General features: G+C 32.4%; 19 protein-coding genes. 1 reads left to right on the forward strand and 18 read right to left on the reverse strand.

Features of this window, described 5'->3' with window-relative positions; genetic code table 11:
- The 13 genes from I2490_RS02170 to I2490_RS02230 form a co-directional block, all read right to left on the reverse strand.
- Positions 1–290 (reverse strand): hypothetical protein (locus tag I2490_RS02170; RefSeq protein ID WP_330634521.1); only part of this gene is annotated, 290 nt, incomplete at its 3' end.
- A 166-nt stretch (positions 291–456) separates the two neighbouring features.
- Complete coding sequence (locus tag I2490_RS02175) at positions 457–3,276, reverse strand: bifunctional diguanylate cyclase/phosphodiesterase (RefSeq protein WP_206458152.1); 2,820 nt, start codon at positions 3,274–3,276, stop codon at positions 457–459.
- A 21-nt stretch (positions 3,277–3,297) separates the two neighbouring features.
- Entirely contained in the window at positions 3,298–4,128 is an 831-nt protein-coding gene (locus tag I2490_RS02180) for an MBL fold metallo-hydrolase (protein WP_206458153.1), read from the reverse strand.
- Positions 4,125–6,170 (reverse strand): transporter substrate-binding domain-containing diguanylate cyclase, encoded by a 2,046-nt coding sequence (locus tag I2490_RS02185; RefSeq protein ID WP_206458154.1) that lies wholly within the window; start codon positions 6,168–6,170, stop codon positions 4,125–4,127. Before I2490_RS02185 ends, I2490_RS02180 begins: the two co-directional genes overlap by 4 nt.
- A gap of 338 nt (positions 6,171–6,508) precedes the next feature.
- Positions 6,509–6,856: a hypothetical protein gene (locus I2490_RS02190; protein WP_330634522.1), complete on the reverse strand. Its 348-nt coding sequence runs from the start codon at positions 6,854–6,856 to the stop codon at positions 6,509–6,511.
- A 1-nt stretch (position 6,857) separates the two neighbouring features.
- Positions 6,858–7,325: a pyridoxamine 5'-phosphate oxidase family protein gene (locus I2490_RS02195; protein WP_206458155.1), complete on the reverse strand. Its 468-nt coding sequence runs from the start codon at positions 7,323–7,325 to the stop codon at positions 6,858–6,860.
- 50 nt (positions 7,326–7,375) lie between these two features.
- Positions 7,376–8,854, reverse strand: coding sequence for a PH domain-containing protein (locus tag I2490_RS02200; RefSeq protein ID WP_206458156.1), 1,479 nt, complete (start codon positions 8,852–8,854; stop codon positions 7,376–7,378).
- Positions 8,847–9,332 carry a PH domain-containing protein gene (locus I2490_RS02205; RefSeq protein WP_206458157.1) on the reverse strand — a complete coding sequence of 162 codons (486 nt, stop codon included), beginning with the start codon at positions 9,330–9,332 and terminating at the stop codon, positions 8,847–8,849. Before I2490_RS02205 ends, I2490_RS02200 begins: the two co-directional genes overlap by 8 nt.
- Entirely contained in the window at positions 9,322–10,548 is a 1,227-nt protein-coding gene (locus I2490_RS02210) for a WG repeat-containing protein (protein ID WP_206458158.1), read from the reverse strand. The genes I2490_RS02205 and I2490_RS02210 overlap by 11 nt, the downstream gene beginning before the upstream one ends.
- Before the next feature lie 86 nt (positions 10,549–10,634).
- On the reverse strand, positions 10,635–11,996 hold the full coding sequence (locus I2490_RS02215; protein WP_206458159.1) for a DUF6179 domain-containing protein: 1,362 nt from the start codon (positions 11,994–11,996) through the stop codon (positions 10,635–10,637).
- Entirely contained in the window at positions 11,986–12,498 is a 513-nt protein-coding gene (locus I2490_RS02220) for a DUF6323 family protein (RefSeq protein WP_206458160.1), read from the reverse strand. Before I2490_RS02220 ends, I2490_RS02215 begins: the two co-directional genes overlap by 11 nt.
- Positions 12,499–12,644: 146 nt before the next feature.
- Positions 12,645–13,496 carry a deoxyribonuclease IV gene (locus I2490_RS02225; RefSeq protein ID WP_206458161.1) on the reverse strand — a complete coding sequence of 284 codons (852 nt, stop codon included), beginning with the start codon at positions 13,494–13,496 and terminating at the stop codon, positions 12,645–12,647.
- Complete coding sequence (locus tag I2490_RS02230) at positions 13,486–13,968, reverse strand: YbaK/EbsC family protein (RefSeq protein ID WP_206458399.1); 483 nt, start codon at positions 13,966–13,968, stop codon at positions 13,486–13,488. The genes I2490_RS02225 and I2490_RS02230 overlap by 11 nt, the downstream gene beginning before the upstream one ends.
- Before the next feature lie 216 nt (positions 13,969–14,184).
- Here I2490_RS02230 and I2490_RS02235 point away from each other — a divergent pair, with 216 nt between their 5' ends.
- Entirely contained in the window at positions 14,185–14,532 is a 348-nt protein-coding gene (locus I2490_RS02235; protein WP_206458162.1) for a four-helix bundle copper-binding protein, read from the forward strand.
- 147 nt (positions 14,533–14,679) lie between these two features.
- On the opposite strand, the gene I2490_RS02240 is transcribed toward I2490_RS02235, so the two are convergent.
- The 5 genes from I2490_RS02240 to I2490_RS02260 form a co-directional block, all read right to left on the reverse strand.
- Complete coding sequence (locus I2490_RS02240) at positions 14,680–16,089, reverse strand: sigma-54 interaction domain-containing protein (protein ID WP_206458163.1); 1,410 nt, start codon at positions 16,087–16,089, stop codon at positions 14,680–14,682.
- A gap of 10 nt (positions 16,090–16,099) precedes the next feature.
- Complete coding sequence (locus I2490_RS02245; protein ID WP_206458164.1) at positions 16,100–17,485, reverse strand: FAD-binding oxidoreductase; 1,386 nt, start codon at positions 17,483–17,485, stop codon at positions 16,100–16,102.
- A 204-nt stretch (positions 17,486–17,689) separates the two neighbouring features.
- Complete coding sequence (locus I2490_RS02250) at positions 17,690–19,090, reverse strand: FAD-binding oxidoreductase (RefSeq protein WP_330634524.1); 1,401 nt, start codon at positions 19,088–19,090, stop codon at positions 17,690–17,692.
- Between the two features lie 45 nt (positions 19,091–19,135).
- Positions 19,136–20,128 carry an electron transfer flavoprotein subunit alpha/FixB family protein gene (locus tag I2490_RS02255; protein ID WP_206458165.1) on the reverse strand — a complete coding sequence of 331 codons (993 nt, stop codon included), beginning with the start codon at positions 20,126–20,128 and terminating at the stop codon, positions 19,136–19,138.
- A gap of 1 nt (position 20,129) precedes the next feature.
- Complete coding sequence (locus I2490_RS02260) at positions 20,130–20,930, reverse strand: electron transfer flavoprotein subunit beta/FixA family protein (protein WP_206458166.1); 801 nt, start codon at positions 20,928–20,930, stop codon at positions 20,130–20,132.

A 20,930-nucleotide genomic window follows, 5' to 3' on the forward strand; every position in this document is an offset into this window, starting at 1 on the left:
CTTTCTTGTGTCATAGTTCCATCAGCAACTCTTTTTTCTAAAATATCTTTTTTCATTTGAAGCTGCTCTTGTTTAAACTCTTCCAATTTTCCAGCATCCTTTGCAATGCTTCCATAAGTAACATTGTTTGCTGTTTTTTCTGAAACAACACTCTCAACTGTTTTTCCTGTAAGAGCTGCTACTGCTTCTGCAGGAGTTTTATAGTTTGAAGCTGCAAATGCAGTCAATGAGGTTGCACCAAGTGCGAGTACCATCATACCAACCGTTAAAGCTATTTTCGTTCTTTTCATATAAAAGACCTCCTTTTTTATATCTTCTCTAACAATTTTTATGGTTTAATAGTACCGAACAAATATGGCAAAAGTATGACATAAATTTTTAATTTTTATGGTATTTTTCTGAACTTATTTTTTCGAAATATGATGTTCTTGAAAAGTAAATTAAAATTTTATAATTTTATTCTTTTTCTTTTAAAAACTGCAATGTCTCTTCCTCATTTAGTGGCTTAGCAAATAAAAATCCTTGTGCTTGATTGCAATGATTTTTAATTAAGAAGTCAACTTGCTCTTGTGTCTCCACACCCTCAGCAATAACAGATAAATTTAGATTCTCAGCCAGTTCAATAATAATTTTTGCAATAATTCCATTATCACTATTTGGAATGTCTTTAATAAAGGAACGATCTATTTTAATCTTATCTACAGCAAATTTTTTCAAATAAGATAGAGAAGAATACCCTGTTCCAAAATCATCAATTGCAATTTTAACACCCATACTTTTTAATTCATTTAAAATTCTCTCACATTCCTCCTGATTTTCCATTAAGATACCTTCCGTAATTTCCAGCTCTAATAGGTTAGCAGGTAGCCTCGTTTCTTTTAAAACTGAATGAATTAAACTTATAATGTAAGGTTCTTTAAATTGTATTCTTGATAAATTTACACCAATACTGATTTTATGACCTTGACTATAAAGTTTATGTCCGAAATAGCAAGCTTCTCGGAGAACCCATTCTCCAATCTGCAAAATCATTGCAGATTCTTCCGCTAGAGGAATAAATATATATGGCATAATGCTTTCTTCACTGTTTTGTGGTTTCCAACGAATCAACGCTTCCATTCCAATTATTTGTCCACTTTGCATATCAATTTGCGGCTGATACTTAAGCGAAAATTCATGCTGCAAAAGTGCGTTTCTCATTTTATTTTGTAATTCATATTTTTGCATTGATTGTTTATTGATATCTTTATTATAAAATTCAAAACGATTTGCTTTGCTCCTTTTTGCGCTGTTTAAAGCTGAAGTTGCAGTTTTCAATAAGACATCAAAGCTATCTGCGTCCTTTGGATAAATCCCGACACCGATTCCGGCAGCAATATATACCTCTTCCAAATCAATATAATATTTAGAATTTATCTCTTGATCCAGTCTTGTGACAAAAGTATAAAGATCATTAATTGATTTAATATTTGTTTTCAGAATCGCAAATTCATCATTCCCTAATCTTGCAAGGCAATCATTTTTCTCTTCAAATTTTTTTAATTTTTCAGAAAGAGCAACTAGTACTTTATTCCCAAATTCATATCCTTTCGCCTCATTAATCAGTCTAAAATCATTAATATTTATAATAATTAAAGCACACATTAAATTTTCTTGATGCATTAATTTTTTAAAAAATTCTTCAAAATACGTTTTGCTTCGTAGTTTTGTCAAAGAATCTAAATACTTCAATTCATAAACATCTTTTTCTCTTTGCTTATAGTTTGTTATATCTATCACACTTCCAATATAATAATCTTCTTTATTGTATTGAACGACATCAATCTTTAAAAATAAATAATAAGTTTGCCCCTGTGCATTCTGATACTCAATTTCTTCTTTTACCTGTTTGTTTTTATAAATATTATTTAATAACTCTTTATGTAAATGAATCATATCATCAATAATCTGATGATTCCTTAAATCATCTTGCGAATATCCGGATATCTTTTCAAATGCAGAATTACAATACAAACAAACATAATTTTGATCTACAATAAAAATTCCTTCATCTGTTTTGGATAGAAGCTTCAATATCATTTCCAGCCTCGTTTGAATTTTTATTTTTTTATTGATTTCTTCCGATAATTTTATATTTTTATGTTCAATTTCGATCATATATTGGGCCATTTTCTTCGTCATAAAAGAAAGGCCCTTTGTTAAAATACCAATTTCATCTTCTCTTTTAAAATAATCTTGCGGCAAACAAATCGTTCGATTGTTATTGCTATATCCTTCGATTTCTCTTGAAATAACAACAATTGGTTTTGATATACTAAATTGCAATAAACAAACTAATAATGCCGTGATAACAATGATAGCAATTAATGCTAAATAAAATATCTGCATTAAGCGATGCAATGGCGCAAAGACTTCTTTTATTGGAATTACAGTAACGACTGACCAATTTGCATTTTCTATAGGACTATAAGCTACAAAATACGCTTTATTATTAATTGTAACCTGCGTTACGCCTTTTTGATTTGAAATCAGCTTATCTAAAGTAATACCATATGCTTGATTAAAAGAAGGCTTTTCAGACATTTCTTCTTGATATTCAGGATGATAAAGAATATCTTCATTTTTATCCAGAATCATAGCATAACCATCTTGCCCTATATGATGAGTTTTCATCATTTTATAGAGGTCATCAATCATTAAATCCAAACCAAATGCACCTAAATTCTTTCCATTTTCAATAATAGGTACCGCAATGGTTATCACTTTCTTATTTGTTATAATATCGATATATGGATTGGTTACCGTAACTTTCCCTGCCTGAATCGTCTCAATATACCATGGTCTTTTACTTAAATCAAAATCCCATCTTATTTCATATCCATACTGGTTGGTAACAATATCACTCGCTTCATCCAAAGCAATATAAGATAAAGCGATGTTTTCATCCATCATAGCGATGTCATCCAATTGTTTTGTTACTCGTACATAAAGAGGGTGTTTCTGTTTATCTGATCTGTCTCTGACATCTTTCGTAATGTTTATAAAATCTGTATTTGTCATCATTTCGGATGTTATTATAATATATTTTTGCATAAACATCTCAATTTCTATAGCAATTCGGCCAGCCTCTTTTGACAGCTCCTCTTTTCGTACTGTTTCAAAATAATCACGTACTTGCGTATTTAAATAAAAACCAAATATACAAAAAATTAACAAGAGAAAGATACTATGTGCAAGTAAAATTTTTCTTATAATACTCTTTTTAAACCAATGCATCCTGTTACCCCTCTAAACTTTTTATAATTGATTACTAAAGCAAGAACCGGTTGATAAATACATAATTTGTTCCCCCATAGTTTCTTTCAGCTGATGGAAAGCGTCAACACCTGTACAATGACAGGTTAGATAAGTAGAGTTTGTTTCTTTTAGAAACTGTCCAATTTCTTTCACAATTTTCGGATTTTCCGTTTGATCACATGAGTGATTATACAAGTGAAATCCACCTATTACCAGTCTTGGAAAACAACCTTTTCTTTGATAAAAATTCTCTAATATATTTACAATGCCATTGTGTGCACATCCTGCGACAAGTATCATTCCTTTCTCTTCTTTGATGATTAAATTTTGTTCATGCATGAAATCATCAAGAACCAAGGAACCTTTCATTTCTTTCAATAACTCCTTATTGCCAGACGGTTTATATTTTTGACCTTTAACATTGGATAAAAGTTCCATATCATCATCAATAATAAAATTATCTTTTACAAATACAAATCGATCATTTGGAAGTAAACTTTGATCTAATCCGATATACTTTTTTTCACCATCTTTACGATTTGCAAAATATTTTCCAAATGCATTTTGATTTAATAAAATTTTTGCTTTATCATTTATTTTTAAGAATGTAGCTAGACCACCGCCATGATCATAATGCCCGTGAGAAAGTATTGCAATGTCAACTTCTCTTAAATCAACGCCCATTTTTTTTGCATTTTCCGAAAAAAGCGCACTTGCCCCCGTATCAAATAAAATTTTATGATTTTGTGTTTCAATATATAGGCTCAATCCATGTTCACAATAAATATCATCGAAAACGGAAGTGTTCTCTACCAGCATTTTTAAAATCATAAGATGTCCCCCTCCTCCTTTATCCTTTTTTTATCTGCATACATATTAGAATCTGCTTCTTTTTCTAACTCAAAGATAGATTTTTTATTGTCTTGTCGATAAGAATATCCAAAAGCTACTGAAGGTATTAATTTATCTTCTTCACTGATTACAATAGGATTTTCATTTAAATATTCTCTTATTTTAACAATTAGAGTTTCTGCAGATTGAGTATTTTCTTCAAATAGAATAATATAGAATTCATCTCCACCATACCGATAAAGATAAGCGCTCTTAGGCAATATTTGATGTAAACTTCTAGAAAACAACTTTAAGAGTTCATCGCCAAGTTGATGCCCATACTTATCATTTACAATCTTTAAATTATTCAAATCTGCAATGATGAGAGTTTGTGGATATACTTTCTCATCAATGGTATCCCGGACTTTTGTGAGGTAATGATTTCTATTTTTTAAATTTGTCAATGTATCAGTGTACAAAAGCTCTTCTCTGGCATTTAAAAGTTCTATTTTTTTCTTTTCCATAATTAAGTCTTTTTTAATTTTATAAGTTAGAATAGCCAATAAAATTAACAAAATCGCCATTCCTGATATTATAAAGACCAATCGTTCTTCTTTTATAATGTTTTGTCTATGAGGTATTTCTGCATATCCTGTCTTTGACAATTCTTCAATATCCAATAATGGGATAACTTTGTCAATAATCGAAGCCAAATAAACCTTATCTTTATTTACACCATAATACAAATAAGAATCTGAATTAGTAACTCCCTTTTCACATAGATTATATAATTCCAATTCACCAATATAATATCTCACTACGGTTGGATTTTCGATTAAATAATCCGCTTTGCCTATACTGACTAGGTTTAAAGATTCCATAATGTTATTTGTTTCAATAATATTAACATTAACTAGATTTTTTTCCAGAACTTCTTTATGCCAAAATCCATTGATAACAGCAACTTTTTTATCTTCCAATCCAAAAATATCTCTGACATCTAAGCTGTCTTTTCTTCCAACAATAATATCTCGTTCCTTACTGAATGCTCTAGGAAATATGATATGTTTTGAACGTTCTTCTGTCTTTGCAATATTTAAAATATCAATTTCACCTTGCTTTAATTTTTCATATAGTGTATCAAAATCATCATATACATAAGTAAACGTTATTCCAGTTTTGCTTCCGATTTCTTTAATAATTTCAGCACTGATTCCAAGATATTCTCCATCGCTATAATAATCAAAAGGGAGATAATCTTTTGTAATACCAAAAACAGCTTTTCCATCCTGCTTTAAATAATTTAACTCATCTTCATTTAGGTTCATGATTTTTCGATAATACTTTATTTCATTCTCCCTAATAAACTCCTTAAGCTTATTGTCCTCAATCGATTCAATTTCATCATTCAAGATTTCTGCTAGAATTGCATCTTCTTTTCTTGTTGAAAAAGTCAACTCTGAATTGATTTTATTAATTTTGAAAACATACTTTAAATCTGGATAGGTGTATGTATAATCATAAATAACAGCGCCTCCTGCAGTGATAAAAGCATCAATTAAACCTCTATGTACTGCTTCCACTCCATCATTTTTGTCATCAAATACAAATTTCTGATAGTTGATTTTATTGTATAATTTAGGCAACAATTCTATAATAATATCATCTTTGACAAACCCCACTTTTCTTTGATCGATATCACCAATTGTTTGAATGGTACTTCCATCTTTTGTAATAATCGCATATGGATTTTTATAAACCGGCTTTGTAAACGACATCCATTTTTTTCTTTCCTCTGATTCATTTGCTGCAAAGAGAATGTCAACATGTCCATTTAACAAATCTTGATAGATCTCAGACCAACTTCGAGTATCAATTTTAATTTTTATTCCTAAATCTTCACTGATATAATCCATCAGAGGAATAATATACCCCTCTTCTTTTCCGTTATAATCAAAATACTCCATGCCAGAATAGGGATCTACACCCAAAATAAAAGTACGTCCTTTATTTTCTTCTAGATATTTTTCTTTCTCTGCCATGGTAGTACTAAAACTCTTTTCCGACGATCCAAAAACTAGGACGAAAGTAAAAAGAAGCAAAATATATTTCCGGATATGTTTTTTCAAATGATTCACCCCATTATCCATTTACTTTTTTAAGGCCTTTATCATCATAATGGTTTTCTTAATCGTTTTCTCAATCCTTTACCCTTTTATAATCAATTTTAGTATTTAAAACATTATATCTTATTTTCTTTCTATACCGCAATTCATTTTACCTTTTTTTACTAATTAAAAGACAAAACAATTAGAATTAACTAATTGTTTTGTCTTTTGTAATAATTTATTGTTTCATTAATAATATTAACGGATCTTATTCATCCAACAGTGGTTCCATTCGGTACTGCTTTTTCTGGCTGAGCTAGTACCGGTATAATTCCATCCTTATATCCGATATCAAATAACATTCCCTCTGATATCTCTCCTGCCATTTTTTTTGGTGCAAGATTGACAACAAACAGAGCTTGTTTTCCTTCTATCTCACATGGATTCTCTCGTTCCCCTTTCATACCAACCAGTATATTCCTTTTAAAGTCTCCAAAGTCTACCGATAATTTGACTAACTTATTTGAATTTTTCACATCGGAGACTTGCATAATCGTACCAACTCTTATATCTACTTGATCCAAAACATCCATTGTTATGTTTTCTTTTATCTCTTGCACTTTATTTACCCTCTTTTCCTGTCATATGGTCAATCACAATTTCAATAACATTCACCGCGTCGATGGCTTTATCAATGTACTTTTCACCACTCTCGATATATGCAGAAGAATATTTTTCAATCAACGCCATTAATCCAGCCCGTTTTTCATTTTTATCTTTTAGAATTCTGGCTTTTCCAAATATAACTGCACTTCGGTACACGGTATCAAATTTTTCCGGCAGGACCGTGTCTTGTTCAATAACACTGAACGATACCTTTGGCTCTTTTATAATCGAGTCAATTTTATGTCCTTGCATTGCACCATGAAAATATATTTTATTATCTTTGTAGGCATAACTGATTGGCAGTGAATAAGGATAACCGTCATCCCCTGCAAGAGCAAGCGTACCATGAGACATTTTTTCCAACATTTTAATTGTCTCTTCCATTGGCAATTGCTTTTCTTTTCTTCTCATTTCTCGAAACATAACTTCCTCCTTTTCTCTAACCTTTTACTAATTAATTCAATTTTACCTATTTATCTTACTTTTTTCAAATAATCATCTATCATTTGGTCTTCTAAATTTTCAACTTGAATACTTTTATACTTTTGATTGCTAAAAATACTTACGTTGCAATTTGCCAGCTTTCTCTTTTTTTGAAAGTATGTATAAGATTTTCCTATAGACTGCACTGCACTTTTTTTAACAACTGTTCCAACCTTGTAAAATCCATTGTAAGACATAACAAGTAAATCCTTTTCCATCCCAACCGCAGTATTTTTAAATTGCATATATCCTAAAATTAAGGCAAAGGGAAACAACAGGACACTTAAAAATCCAAATGAAAAGTAATATGTAAAAATGCCTGCCAGAATGGCAATAAAAACGAGTTTTTTCCATATAAATCGAATCAGAGCACGTTTCGGAGGTACTTGCATACAACCACCAAAATTGAATTCCGGTAAAATATCATTTATAATTTTACGTTCTAAATCAACATTGCAAATTGGAAATAAAATTGCAGATTCCCCTTTTTCATCCCCATAGCCAATACTTTCAATTTCTAAGGTTTTAATATGAAATAACTGCATAATTAGATTTTGTTTGCTATGAATCCCTTTTATTTTATTTCGAGCAAACGAATAATGTTTTTCATTTAATAAACCATACCGAATATTTAATTTATCCTTATCCACATAAACTTTGAAATTATAATATCGAATAAAACTCTGTAATACTGATAAGGTTATACTTATAACTAAAATTGCTCCTATAATCCATATCGCTTTTGTCAATAAATATTGAATTGTAAAATGCCCTTTATCAAATAGTTTAATATCAAAAATATCCAAAAAGTAATCATCTAAGAATGTATAGGCGACAAAAATAATACCGATTCCCTTAGCAATTGCATTTGAAGTTAATGCATAAAGCATGAGCTGACTAGAATTTAAAGTATAGCAGTCATAAGATACCTCTTCCAGTACTGTTTCATCATCCTTCCGATTTAGGATAAGATTACGAATCTCTATTGCTTTCTCTTTATTCAATAATAGCGACAGTTCACTTTCATCCTTTGAAAGACTGGCTGTATCAATTTTAATCTTAGCAAGACCAAAAGCTTTTTCAAGTATACCCTGTGATAAATCAACTGTATTTACTTTCTTGAATTGGATTTCTCTGATTTTTATATTCATAAGTCCGCTTTTATAATAAATTGCTTCATCTTTAAAATAAAAAATTTGATTATACCAATCAATCATGCTGAAAAACATCACGAAAGACAGAATTATAAATAAAGCAAAAAAAATCGCAGAAAAACCAAAATCACTATGCATATTCTTTATTACAATAATTATTAAGAAGATCCAGCTCATAAGCTTTCTTAAGAACAAATAAAGAATTTTACATGCATGGTTGCGCTCTACCTCATCAAATTCATCCACTTCCTCAATTATATCTTGTGAATTTCTACTAATGTTTTGGTGATTTTTTAATTCTTCTTTGTTATTCAATGTCTTCACTCATTTCTATCATTGCTTTTAATCTTTGTGAAATCTCATTCGCCTCTTCTAATGTTAATGCCGGTATTTCATGTACATCACTTGCTGTATTAATATTTAAGGAAGCAAGATGAAAACTCTGATAAATTGGTCCTTGTTCAATCTCAATGTATTGTATCCTAGAGATTGGAATGATTACCTTATTTCGTACCAATACACCATGAATCAATTCAATACGATCTTCTTGGATACTGTATTTCCACTCTTTATATTGGATCACTGGCATAATAAAAGTATTCATTAAAAAACAAAAAGCTAAAAGAATCGTTAAACCATTCAAACCATATTTTACCTCAAAAATACTTCCAAAGTTCGGCATTATTAACTTATAAACAACCGGATAATAAATTGCAAAAAATATCACTAAAGAAATCGTTCTTCCAATCATCCAAGCCTTCACTGCATTTTTCTGTATACGACTATATTCCATTTCTTGTGATAACTCCTCCCTGACCGTTTACTTCTACAAATGTTTTTCCATCTTCGAACGGATCTGCATCATCAAACACAGGAGAAATTACTACGTCTCCGTTTCTATCAATATAACCGTATTTTCCATTCTTCCCTCGAAACAAAAGCAATCCTTCCTGAAAGCCTTTTGTTAATCCAGTAATATTGCCGCCTTCCTCATAAGGCTCCTTAAATACTGTTTCTCCCTTCTTATTGATTCCACATAAATAATTCCCGCGTCCAACGATCGCCAAACCTTCTGAATAAGAATAAAAATCACTGCAGCTGATTTTTTGAACTACCTCTCCTTTTTCATTCATCAGGCCCCATGTATCATCGATTCGTTTCACAGGTGCCAATCCATCAGTAAATGGTTTTGCTTCATCAAAGCTTTCCTGAAATACCAGGTTAAAATCATAATCAAAATATTGACTCTCCTGAATGATACTTTTAGTCTCATAAGTAACTAAAATTTTATCCTCATCGGCCTTATGTATCATATCATAATGGGCATCTAATAATACTCTCCCATTTATGTCCACAATGCCCCATTTTCCACCAATGATGCCATTATCATATTTATCTTCAAACTCATAAAGACCTCTATTACTGTCAAATGCACTTAAATAATCACAATCAAATCTTAGTTTTACGTTTCCAGATGGTTCAATAATATGATATCCTGCTTCATCTTCTACAGTGGCGTAACCATTTTCAAACGGAGATGCATCTTTAAATGTCTTCGCTATAAAATCTTTTCCATCCAAACTATAATAATGTGCTTGATACGTATCCCAATTTTCTCCTAGTATATATCCCATATCCCAATTAAGAGTAAGATGCCAATAAATAGCCGGAACGATAATCTCCCCTTGTTCATTCATTACGCCATACAGCTTATCAAAAATATTATCTTCATCTTTATCCTCTGCATATACTGAAAAAACTCTTAGCCCGTATTTCTGAAATTCTTCATTTTGTTTTAATTGACGCCAATCTGTGAATTCAAAATCTTTTTCAAGAGGAATCTCCCAATCAAGGTTTGCAATGGTTTCCTCAAGCAGTAATTTTTGCTGGTATAGATGGTATGCTTTTATGCCAAGCAAAAGCACGGCAATGACAATAATTACAAGAAGGGTTATCTTCTTCTGTTTTGTAAATGTCGATGTATTTTCTGGAAGCTCTACTATTTCCATTTAATTAAATTCCTTTCTTTCCCAATAATTACAATTCATTATAGCATAATACTTCCTTTCAAATATATTACAAACATCTTAATTTTTTAGTCTATCACAATATTATCAGCTGCAGTATAAATCCAACCCTTCTCTTCTTCTGATAGTGATTCTATATAATGAAACAAACTGCTTTGAAAATTTTGTTCCGATTCTCGTAAATCATCCAATGCTTCCATTCTTTTATACAAATTATGATTTTTCGCGAGCGCTGCGAGTTCAGAAATTTCAAGTTTCTTAAAAATAGCATCCATTTCATCTGGATTGAATCCTGCATCAAAAAAGATATCCTCTAAATCAGCAAGTGATTTTATTTTACTTTCTATAATTGAAAGCTTATCTGATAAAAAGCGGCATTGTAATAATTCCTCAACAATATATCGGTATTGTTCATTATCCATCTTCTCCCCATAAGAAAAAAAGAATTTGGGTTTTCGTTCAGGGAAATCAGGTACAATAAATACTTTACTGAGTGTTTTTAAATTCAAGGCAATACAGATATTTAGAGAAATTCTTGCTAAACTTTCTTCTAAATATAACTCTTGAAGATCATTATTTATTAATAGTTCTTTTTTAAGCTCACAATATGCCCGATTAACTGTGCTTTGTATCTCTTCGCTTGATTTATTATTTAATTTTCCATATAAATATTTAATTGTTTCATCAGAAAGATTCAATCCTCTGCTTTCCATACCAGCAAGCTTGCATCCGATTGCAGAGGTAAAAATTTGCTCATAAATATTCAGTATTAAATAATCATAGTTCTCATCAATACCACAAAGCAAGTGATGAATCTCCTCTGGCATATAATTTTGACAAAACATGTTTTCAAAATAAATATATTCTAAATATTTTTGGATAAATTCAATTCCAACAACATTTTTAATTGGGTTACAAGTTGGATAATCTGCTGTAATATGGTTTTCACAAGCATCAAATTCAGGATTATATAATTTAAAGAAGCCTTCGATACCGTCTACAATAGTTGCGTTATACGTATAATAACCAATATTAATTTTGTTTTCTAAAACCTTTCGATGAAGATACTTTGCATCTCTTATCTTTTTCTCAATTTCAACAGTACCTTTAAAATACAATTCATTGATTGAGATTTCCCTTAATGCTTCTATCGCAGCTTCTGCTTTATGAAAGGATTTTAAATAAATTCCAATTGTATATAGATTCGATTGCATTATATTTTCGGCAATTTCCATTCGAATCGAACTACTATCACCACCGTTATACCGCTCAACTTTATGTGCTAATAACTCAATGCACTCAAATTGTATTCTTTCAATGTCGGAAACGGATAAAAAATTGCAACGATAAGCTTCCTCAATGAAAGATTCAAAATAGCAGTCTTCCTTTAATTTATTTTGATCGATCAAACTGATACTCTCAATATTCATCAAAATCATCCTCCATCTTCTCATTCACTTCGTCATTATCCTCAGAATCATCCGGATGAATCCCAAATCTTATATTACGAGCCATTTTTGCAAGTTCTCTTTCAGAAAGTAAATATATGGAGCCATGACATACTCCATCAAACGCTTTTTTCATATATTTTATTAATTCTTCATCACTGGCTAAATCAAGTGTTTCATTTTTATACTCATAAAACATTTCTACCAAATCATGTAGTACTTCTGTATAGTTATACATTGATATAAACGGTGAATCACAAAATTCTTTTATAATTTTATCAACAACGCCTCCCCCAAATTCAATCCGGCCATTTGCATTTAAAACATAATTACGCGTTTCAATCAATTCAGCCGCCTGTCGATTAGTTAAAGTTAACCCAAATTTTTTTGTAATTTTATTGCATTTTATAATCTCATTTACAGCTTGCTGTTTTATAATTGAAGCATTATAAAATATGAGTTTGTTTTTACTCTTTCCTTCCATAAAATCACCCCTCTAATACTTAATACACTAATTACTGCATAAGTAAAAGACTTGAAATTTTGGTCATTTTGTGGTATTATAATAGTAGAAAAAACCTCCAAAAATATATTTTTGGAGGTTTTTTATTCAATAGCATTTTTATAATCTTAATTTTGCTGTAACGCTGTGCGAATCATTTCAATTTCCACTTTATGGCCCGATAAATCATTTGGTGTTTCCAAATAGAATGGAAGATGGCATAAATTAGGATGTGTAAGTATACTGAGAATTGCATCCATTCCAATCGTTCCTTTTCCAATTGTCTCATGACGATCTTTATGACTTCCGATAGGATTCTTACTATCATTGAGATGTACCGCATAAAGCCTATCCAGACCAATAATCTCATCAAACTCATGAAGTACTCCGCTAAGATCGTTTACAATGTCATAACCAGCATCAAAAACATGACAGGTATCCAAACAGATTCCTAACTTATCACTTAGCTTAACGCCTTCCATAATTTGATGCAACTCTTCAAACTTGCTGCCAATTTCCGTTCCTTTTCCGGACATAGTTTCTAAGAGAACCGTCGTTGTCTGCTCTGGTTTTAAAATCGAATTCAACATCGAAATAATTTGTTCAATCCCAGCTTCGATCCCTTGCCCAACATGATTTCCCGGGTGAAAATTATAAAAGTTTCCCGGTAAATATTCCATACGCGTTAAATCATCTAACATTGTTACCTTGGCAAAATCCCGATTTTTTTCATCCGCAGAGCAAGGATTCAGCGTATAAGGTGAATGGGCTAATACCTTTTCAATTTTATGCTCTTGCATGAACTTTAAAAAACGCTCAACGTCTTCTAAATTCATTTCTTTCGCTCTACTTCCTCTGGGATTACGTGTAAAAAATTGAAACGTATTTGCGTTAATTTTTAAAGCATTCTGCCCCATTGCATAGAAACCCTTTGATGATGATAAATGACATCCGATTTTAAGTGTATTTTTATTGCTCATTTTCATTCCATCCCTTACAAACATCAACCCACTCGATGTAATTCGAATACTTTTCCAGCTCGGGAATCGTTAATTCAATAGCACTGTTACTGCTTCCGCATGCAGGAAATACGGTATGGAAACGCTGCAATGAATCATCGAGATAAACCGGCGCACCCTGCTTTATAGCAAATGGGCAGACGCCTCCAACAGCATGTCCCACAAATTCAATTACTTCATCTGGTGCCAGCATTTTAGCTTTAATCCCAAACTTTTCTTTATACTTTCGATTATCAATTTTAGCATCACCCGCAGTAACGATTAAAATACAGTTATCGTCACGTTTAAACGATAATGTTTTAGCGATACGCTTCGGTTCACATCCAAGAGCATCAGCCGCAAGCTCAACAGTTGCACTCGATACTTCAAATTCTAGTATTTTATCTTCTAAATTCCATTGCCTGAAATATGTTTTTACTTTTTCAATCGCCATTTTCATTCCTCCGTTCTATTTACGTTAAAAACCATTCTAATTGTTTTAGAGTATTTCGTCAAATTTTTTTATAATAATTGATATATATAATTTTTTAGATTTTATATTAAGTATTATTAACCTTCCTTTTCTTGTATAAATAATGACACATACACAAATAATATAATTGATTTTTAATTATTTAATTTTATATCACTAAGAAAAAGGAGATTTTAAATGGGTATTGTAACAACTATGACCGACAAATTTCAAACTTGTATTGATGCATGCCATAAATGTGAACAAGCTTGCTATGAATGTTTTACAGCATGTCTAAATGAACCGGATTTAAATGCAAGAAAGAATTGCGTTAGCATGCTAGTTGAATGTGCAATGATGTGCCAAATGTCAGCTGGAATGATGGCAATGAATGGCCAATTCAGTAAAGAGCATTGTCAGCTGTGTGCAACAATTTGTGATAAGTGTGCTGAAGAATGTGCAATGTTCCAAGATGATCACTGTCAAAAGTGTGCTGATATCTGCCGTATGTGTGCACAAGAATGTAGAAGTATGGGTAGTATGTAGTAAGATTTTAAATCTTAAAAATTTAAAAAAACCTCTTTTGCGGATGTTTTAATAATTACATCAACGAAAGAGGTTTTTTGATTAAATAATTTCTTCTTTAATGAATAATTAAACTGTTTATTGATAGCATCATATAGACGATTTTCATTATATTTTCAGCTTTTTTAATTTATGTTGCAAAGTCTGTCTTGTAACACCTAAAAGCTCTGCTGTTTTTGAAATATTACAGTTATTCATTTCAAATGCTCTCCAAATAACTTCTTGCTCTACACATGCAATATATTTTTGTAAAGTGACTCCACTTGCTAATGCATTTTCAATTTCATTTTCTGACATTATTTTTTCTTGCTCTCGACTGTAATATTTTATGAAATAAAAAGGTAAATCTTTCATTTCAATCACACTATTATTTTTAGCCATACTAACTCCGCACTCGATTACATTTGACAATTCTCTTACGTTTCCTCTCCAGGAATAGGAGTCGAAAGCTTTTAAAACTTCTTCACTAAACCCATTAAGATTTTTTTGGTTATTTTCCGAATGCTTCTCTAAAAAATATTTCATCAATAATTGTACATCTGTATCTCTCTCTTTCAGTAAAGGTACATAAATGTCTATTACACTCAATCTGTAAAATAAATCCTCCCTCAATTTTTTCTCATAAATAAGCTGCTCTGGATTTTCATTCATAATCCCAATTACACGTACGTCTACATCCACAACATCAGTTCCGCCTATCGGTCGAAAGGATCCCTCTTGCAGAACACGAAGGAGTTTTGCCTGCAATCCAATCGGGAGTGAATTTATTTCATCTAAAATTAAAGTCCCTCCGTTTGCCATTTCAAATAAGCCGATTCGATCGATTGCACCGGTAAATCCACCTTTTACAGTTCCAAATAGAACACTTTCCAATAAATTTTCCGGTATTGCCGCACAGTTTTCCATAATTAACGGTTTTCTATATCTTTTACTTTCATTATGTATGCTTTGTGCAAATAATTCTTTCCCTGTACCTGATGCTCCATAAATTAGAACATTTGCATTTGATTCACTTGCCAGCTTTGCCTTTTTCTTTACATTTTTTATAATGTCACTTTCTCCAATAATGTCAGAAAGCAGATACCCACGTTTCTCTCCGCTGATATTGCTTTTTTTTGTTAATATACCGATATCTTTACTAATCCCTAAAATCTTTTCATGTAATTCTCGAATCTCTGTAACATCCACTGCTACTTTAATAACACCTATCACTTCACTGTTTTGTGAAATAGGCCAGATAGAGTTATTTGCGATTACCTTATTGCCAAATTTATTTATTCCCGAATAAATTTTATTTACTAACGGCGTTGCACTATTAAGTACTGAAACAATATCCTCATCTTTCGGATCGTTCCGTTCAAATAAATTCGTGCTTTGAATATCCTGTAAGGATCTATTTTCAATTACACTCATTTTACGATTATAGACTACGGTATTTCCACGTTCATCAACAATATAAATTCCATCCTTTAGTATCGAAGTTAATTTGTTTATTGTGCTATCAGTAATCATTATCATACCTAATCCTTTAATATATTGCTGTATCTGGATTCATAATTCCTTTCGGATCAAATAATTGTTTTAATCCTCTCATTAGTTCAATCTCTTCTTTACTTAACTGCATTTTTAAATTTTTATTGCGAATTTTTCCTATCCCGTGTTCACCGGTAATACTTCCTCCTATCGAAATTGCTATTTGATACAATTCCACCTTCATATCCTCATAGTACTCTGGTACTTCTCCATTTTTTAAATAAATGTTATTGTGAACGTTTCCATCCCCAACATGTCCAACAGTATCGATTATAGCATTGTATTTGCGTGCAATATGATTAAAATGCTTCATTAAATTAGGAATTTCTGCGGGTGGAACCGAGATATCCAAAGAATCTACTAATAAATTCTTTGTTGCATGGTAGGTATTGCTTCTAATTTCTAAAATACGATTCCTTTCTTTAATTGAATTTAATACGATGTAATCGACTACACCCATTCTGCTGCATACTTCTTCAATCCCTACACTTGCATTAAATAATTCTGCTTCATTTTTCTCTGATAGTTCAAAGAGTAAAAATACTTCTCCTTTTTCTAATGGCCATTCTTCTCCTAAATATTCTGCGGTTCGCATTGCAATGGACCGATCTAAATACTCAATCGTCAATGGAGTAATTCCTTTTCTTAATATACGATTAACGACTTCCGTTGCTTCCGTATAACTGTCAAAAGAAACCAAAATACCACTATTAAAATTCGTTTTAGAAAATAATTGCAATGTTACCTCTGTGATAATTCCTAAGGTTCCTTCTGATCCAATCATTAATTGCATCAGATCGTATCCAGCGTTATTCTTTTTCAAACTTCCACCGAACGATACAATATCACCGGATGAAAGAACTACCCTCATCCCTTTTACATTATTTCGCATTACCCCATGCTTTCCTACCTTGGCCCCACCGGCATTCTGCGCAACCAGCCCTCCTACTTGAGCGGTATCTTCTCCTAATTTTGCCGGAAAATATAAATTAACACGTTGATTCAGCAATGCATTCATTCCTTTTAAGGTAATTCCACTTTGGACTTTTATCATAAAATTTTTTTCATCGATTGCAACGATTCGATTCATTCTCTCCATAGAAATAATAATGCTGGGGTAGGTTGGTATTGCTGCACCACAAAGACCCGTTCCACCACCTCGAACCACTACAGGAATTGACTCGCTATTCGCTATTTTTACAATTTCCGCAATTTCTTGTTCATTTTCCGGTTTCACTACTACACATTCTTGAGAGGCCTGAGGTCTTAAAAAGCGTTCTGTTTCATCATATAAAAACAAAGCCACTTCATCGACGTCTACAATGCAATACTCTTTCCCTACGATTTTTCTTAATAAATACCGTATTTCACTGTTTATCATAATTCACTTCTACTCTCTTATTTTCCTCTAATATTTCCTATATAAATGTTTAACCTATTATAATTTTACATACTTGTATATTTTAAATCAATAAATTATCATAAAATTCTTAAAATACAAGGGACTCTTAGGTAATTTTACTTATCTACCAATGAGGAGAGCTCCCAATAGGGAGCTCAAGCATAAAATGATTCAATTTCTTATTTAGTATATTGCAGTCCTTGGATTCAATATATTATTAGGGTCAAATAATTCTTTGACTCCTCTCATTAGATTTATCTGAATCTCATCAAATTGAAGTGGTAAATTCTTTCTTCTAATCTTTCCAATACCATGTTCACCAGTGATGCTTCCACCTAATTGAATTGCCAATTTATACAATTCTTCTTTCATTTCTTCATAATAAGGTGGTATTTCACCATCTACTAAATAGATATTATTATGTACGTTTCCATCTCCAATGTGCCCAACCGTATCAATGGATGCATGATACTTTTCTGCGATGGAACTAAAACCATGCATTAATGCTGGCATTTGAGCTGGCGGTACTGTAATATCCATAGAGTCCAGAATACTGCTCTTAGAAGCGGTATAGGTGTTGCTTCTAATATTTAATATTCGAGCTTGATCCTTAGAACTGTCTGCAATTAAACTTTCCACTGCCCCTACTACTTCACAAATTTCTTCGATCATACCACCTACATCAAATAATGCATCTTCACTGTCTTCGGATAAAATAAACATCAAATCAACATTACCCTTTTGCAACGGCCATTTTTCTCCTAAATGTTCTGCAGATCTTAACGCAATTTGGCGATCTAAATATTCAATGGATAAAGGTATAATACCACTTTGTAATGTCTTTGTCGCAGCTTCGGTTGCTTGATCGTATGAATCGAAAGAAACCAATAATGTTCCAGTAAATTTTGACTCTGGGTATAACTTAAGCATTACCTTCGTAACTATACCAAGTGTACCCTCAGAACCAATGATTAATTGTAATAAATCATATCCAGCATTATTTTTTTGAAGTTTCCCACCTAGATTCATCACCTTTCCATTCGGGAGTACCAATTCTACACCCTTAATATGGTTTCGCATTACACCATGCTTTACGGCTCTCGCACCACCGGCATTTTCCACGACAAGTCCACCCATCTGCGCACTTTCATCACCAGGATGACAAGGAAAATATAATACATCCTTAGTCTTTAAAAATTCATTCATTTCACCTAATGTAACTCCAGCTTCCAGTGTAATAATGAAATTCTTATCATCTAAATCAATGATTTCCTTAAATCGTTCCATCGATAAAATCAAACTGGGTTCTGTAGGTATCGCAGCACCGCATAATCCTGTACCTCCACCTCGAACTACAACCGTTTGCTTATTTTTATCGGCTAGAGCCATAATCTTAGATACTTCCTCTGTCGTTCTTGGTTTTACAACCACACAGTCTTCATTAGCGGCCGGTCTTAATCTGGGTTCCGTTTCATCATAAAGGTAGCTGACCACATTATCATGTTCAGTAATAACATAATCCTCCCCAACTATGGCTTTTAATTCTTTAATCAACATTCCATCCATATTACGGTATTCATACAACGTTATGTTGTATATCTCCTTTCATCTACTTATCCTTGCATCAAGCTATATTTCTTTACTTCTCAGTCTTTCTATCAACATTGGTACCACTTTATAAACATCCCCTACAATACCATAATCCGATACTTCAAAGATTGGAGCCGATGCATCTGAATTAATTGCCACTATCACATCAGATTCTTTCATCCCCGCTAAATGCTGCGGCGCTCCTGAAACTCCACAAGCAATGTATAACGATGGTTTCACCCGGTTACCGGAATATCCAACCTGATGAGATTTATCAATATAACCCTCATCCACAATTGCCCTGCTTGCTCCTACATCTGCTTTCAGGCATTCTGCTAATTCATAAATCATTTTCATATCTTCTTTAGATTTAATGCCCTTTCCTGCAGAAATGACAATGTGAGCATCTGAGATATCAAATTCACTTTCTTCCAATTCCTCTAAAATTTCGATTAATTCATTGCCCTTTACATAAGCATCTACTTTGATAATTTCACCGTTAACCTCATCTGTCCATTCAGCAGGGGCAAATTCCTTATACCTAATCGTAGCCATTTGCGGTAAGGTTTCAGTTTTAATATGCGCCAATATATTATCGCTGAAAGCTGGTCTGATTTGAATCAGCTTGCCATCTGTATCAATCATTAATTCCGTGCAATCTGCAGTTAATCCTGTCTCTAATGCAGCTGCAATTCTTGGTGCTAAAGACCGTCCAAAAGTTGTGGCGCCGACCAGTAACATCTCCGGCTGAATCTGTTTCAGGAGTTCACAAATATTCTCTTTATATAACCATTCGTCTGGCATATCAAATGAATTCGCAGCAATATGATATATCTTATCTGCACCATGGTGTAATATTTCATCCAGATTTAATTGATCCGAACCTAAAACAATGACATCTTTTTCAAACTGACCTTCCGGAAAACTCGCAATGAGTTCTGCTGCTTTTCCTAATAACTCATATGTAACTTTGTGAATTTTACCTTTTTTCTGTTCAGCAAGAATCACAATTTTCTTCACATCATTTATCATTTTAACCCTCCAACACATTTTTTTCTATCAAATCGCCAATCATTTCATCCAAGAAATTTTCAATGTTGTCTTTTTCCTTCTTACATACGCGTGATTCTGCTTTTGGTACGACAATTTTTCTTACCTTTGTTGGAGAACCCTTAATACCAACTTCTTCTTTTTCAATAAAATCGGAAAGCTCCTCAAGAGACCAAGTTGGAATCTCTGCCTTTCTTGCAATAGACTTGCTCTTAAAAGAAGGTAGTCTTGGAACATTTAAGTCCTTGGTCACCGTTAACAAAACAGGAAATTTAGCTTTTTTAACAAATTTTCCATCAAAAATATTGGATACAACTGTAATATCATTCTCTGAAATATTTAAAATTTCTTCAATATAAGAAATATGTGGTATGCCTAAGAATTCTGCAATTTCAGCGCCCACTTGACCCGTATCGCCATCCACTGTTTTTTCTCCTACTAAGATAATCTCCGGAACTCCCATCTTCTTTAAAGCTGCTGCTAATGTTTTAGAAGTAGCTTTTGTATCTGCGCCGCCAAATGCTCGATCGGATAACAATATTCCTCTGCTGGCTCCTCTGGCAATTCCCTCTCGAAGAGAATCCGCACCTCTTGGTGGTCCCATTGTTAAAACAACCGACTCGCAACCCTTACTTTCAGCAATGTTCACACCTGCTTCCAAGGCGTTTAAATCAAATGGATTAATTTCCACTCCAGCTGTTGAACGATCTACTAACCCACGTTCACAATCAAATTTTACTCGTTCCATATCTGGTACTTGCTTTATCAAAATGGCAATATTCAT

This window comes from Anaerovorax sp. IOR16 (assembly GCF_017168145.1).
In the GTDB taxonomy this organism is placed as follows: Bacteria; Bacillota; Clostridia; order Peptostreptococcales; family Anaerovoracaceae; genus IOR16.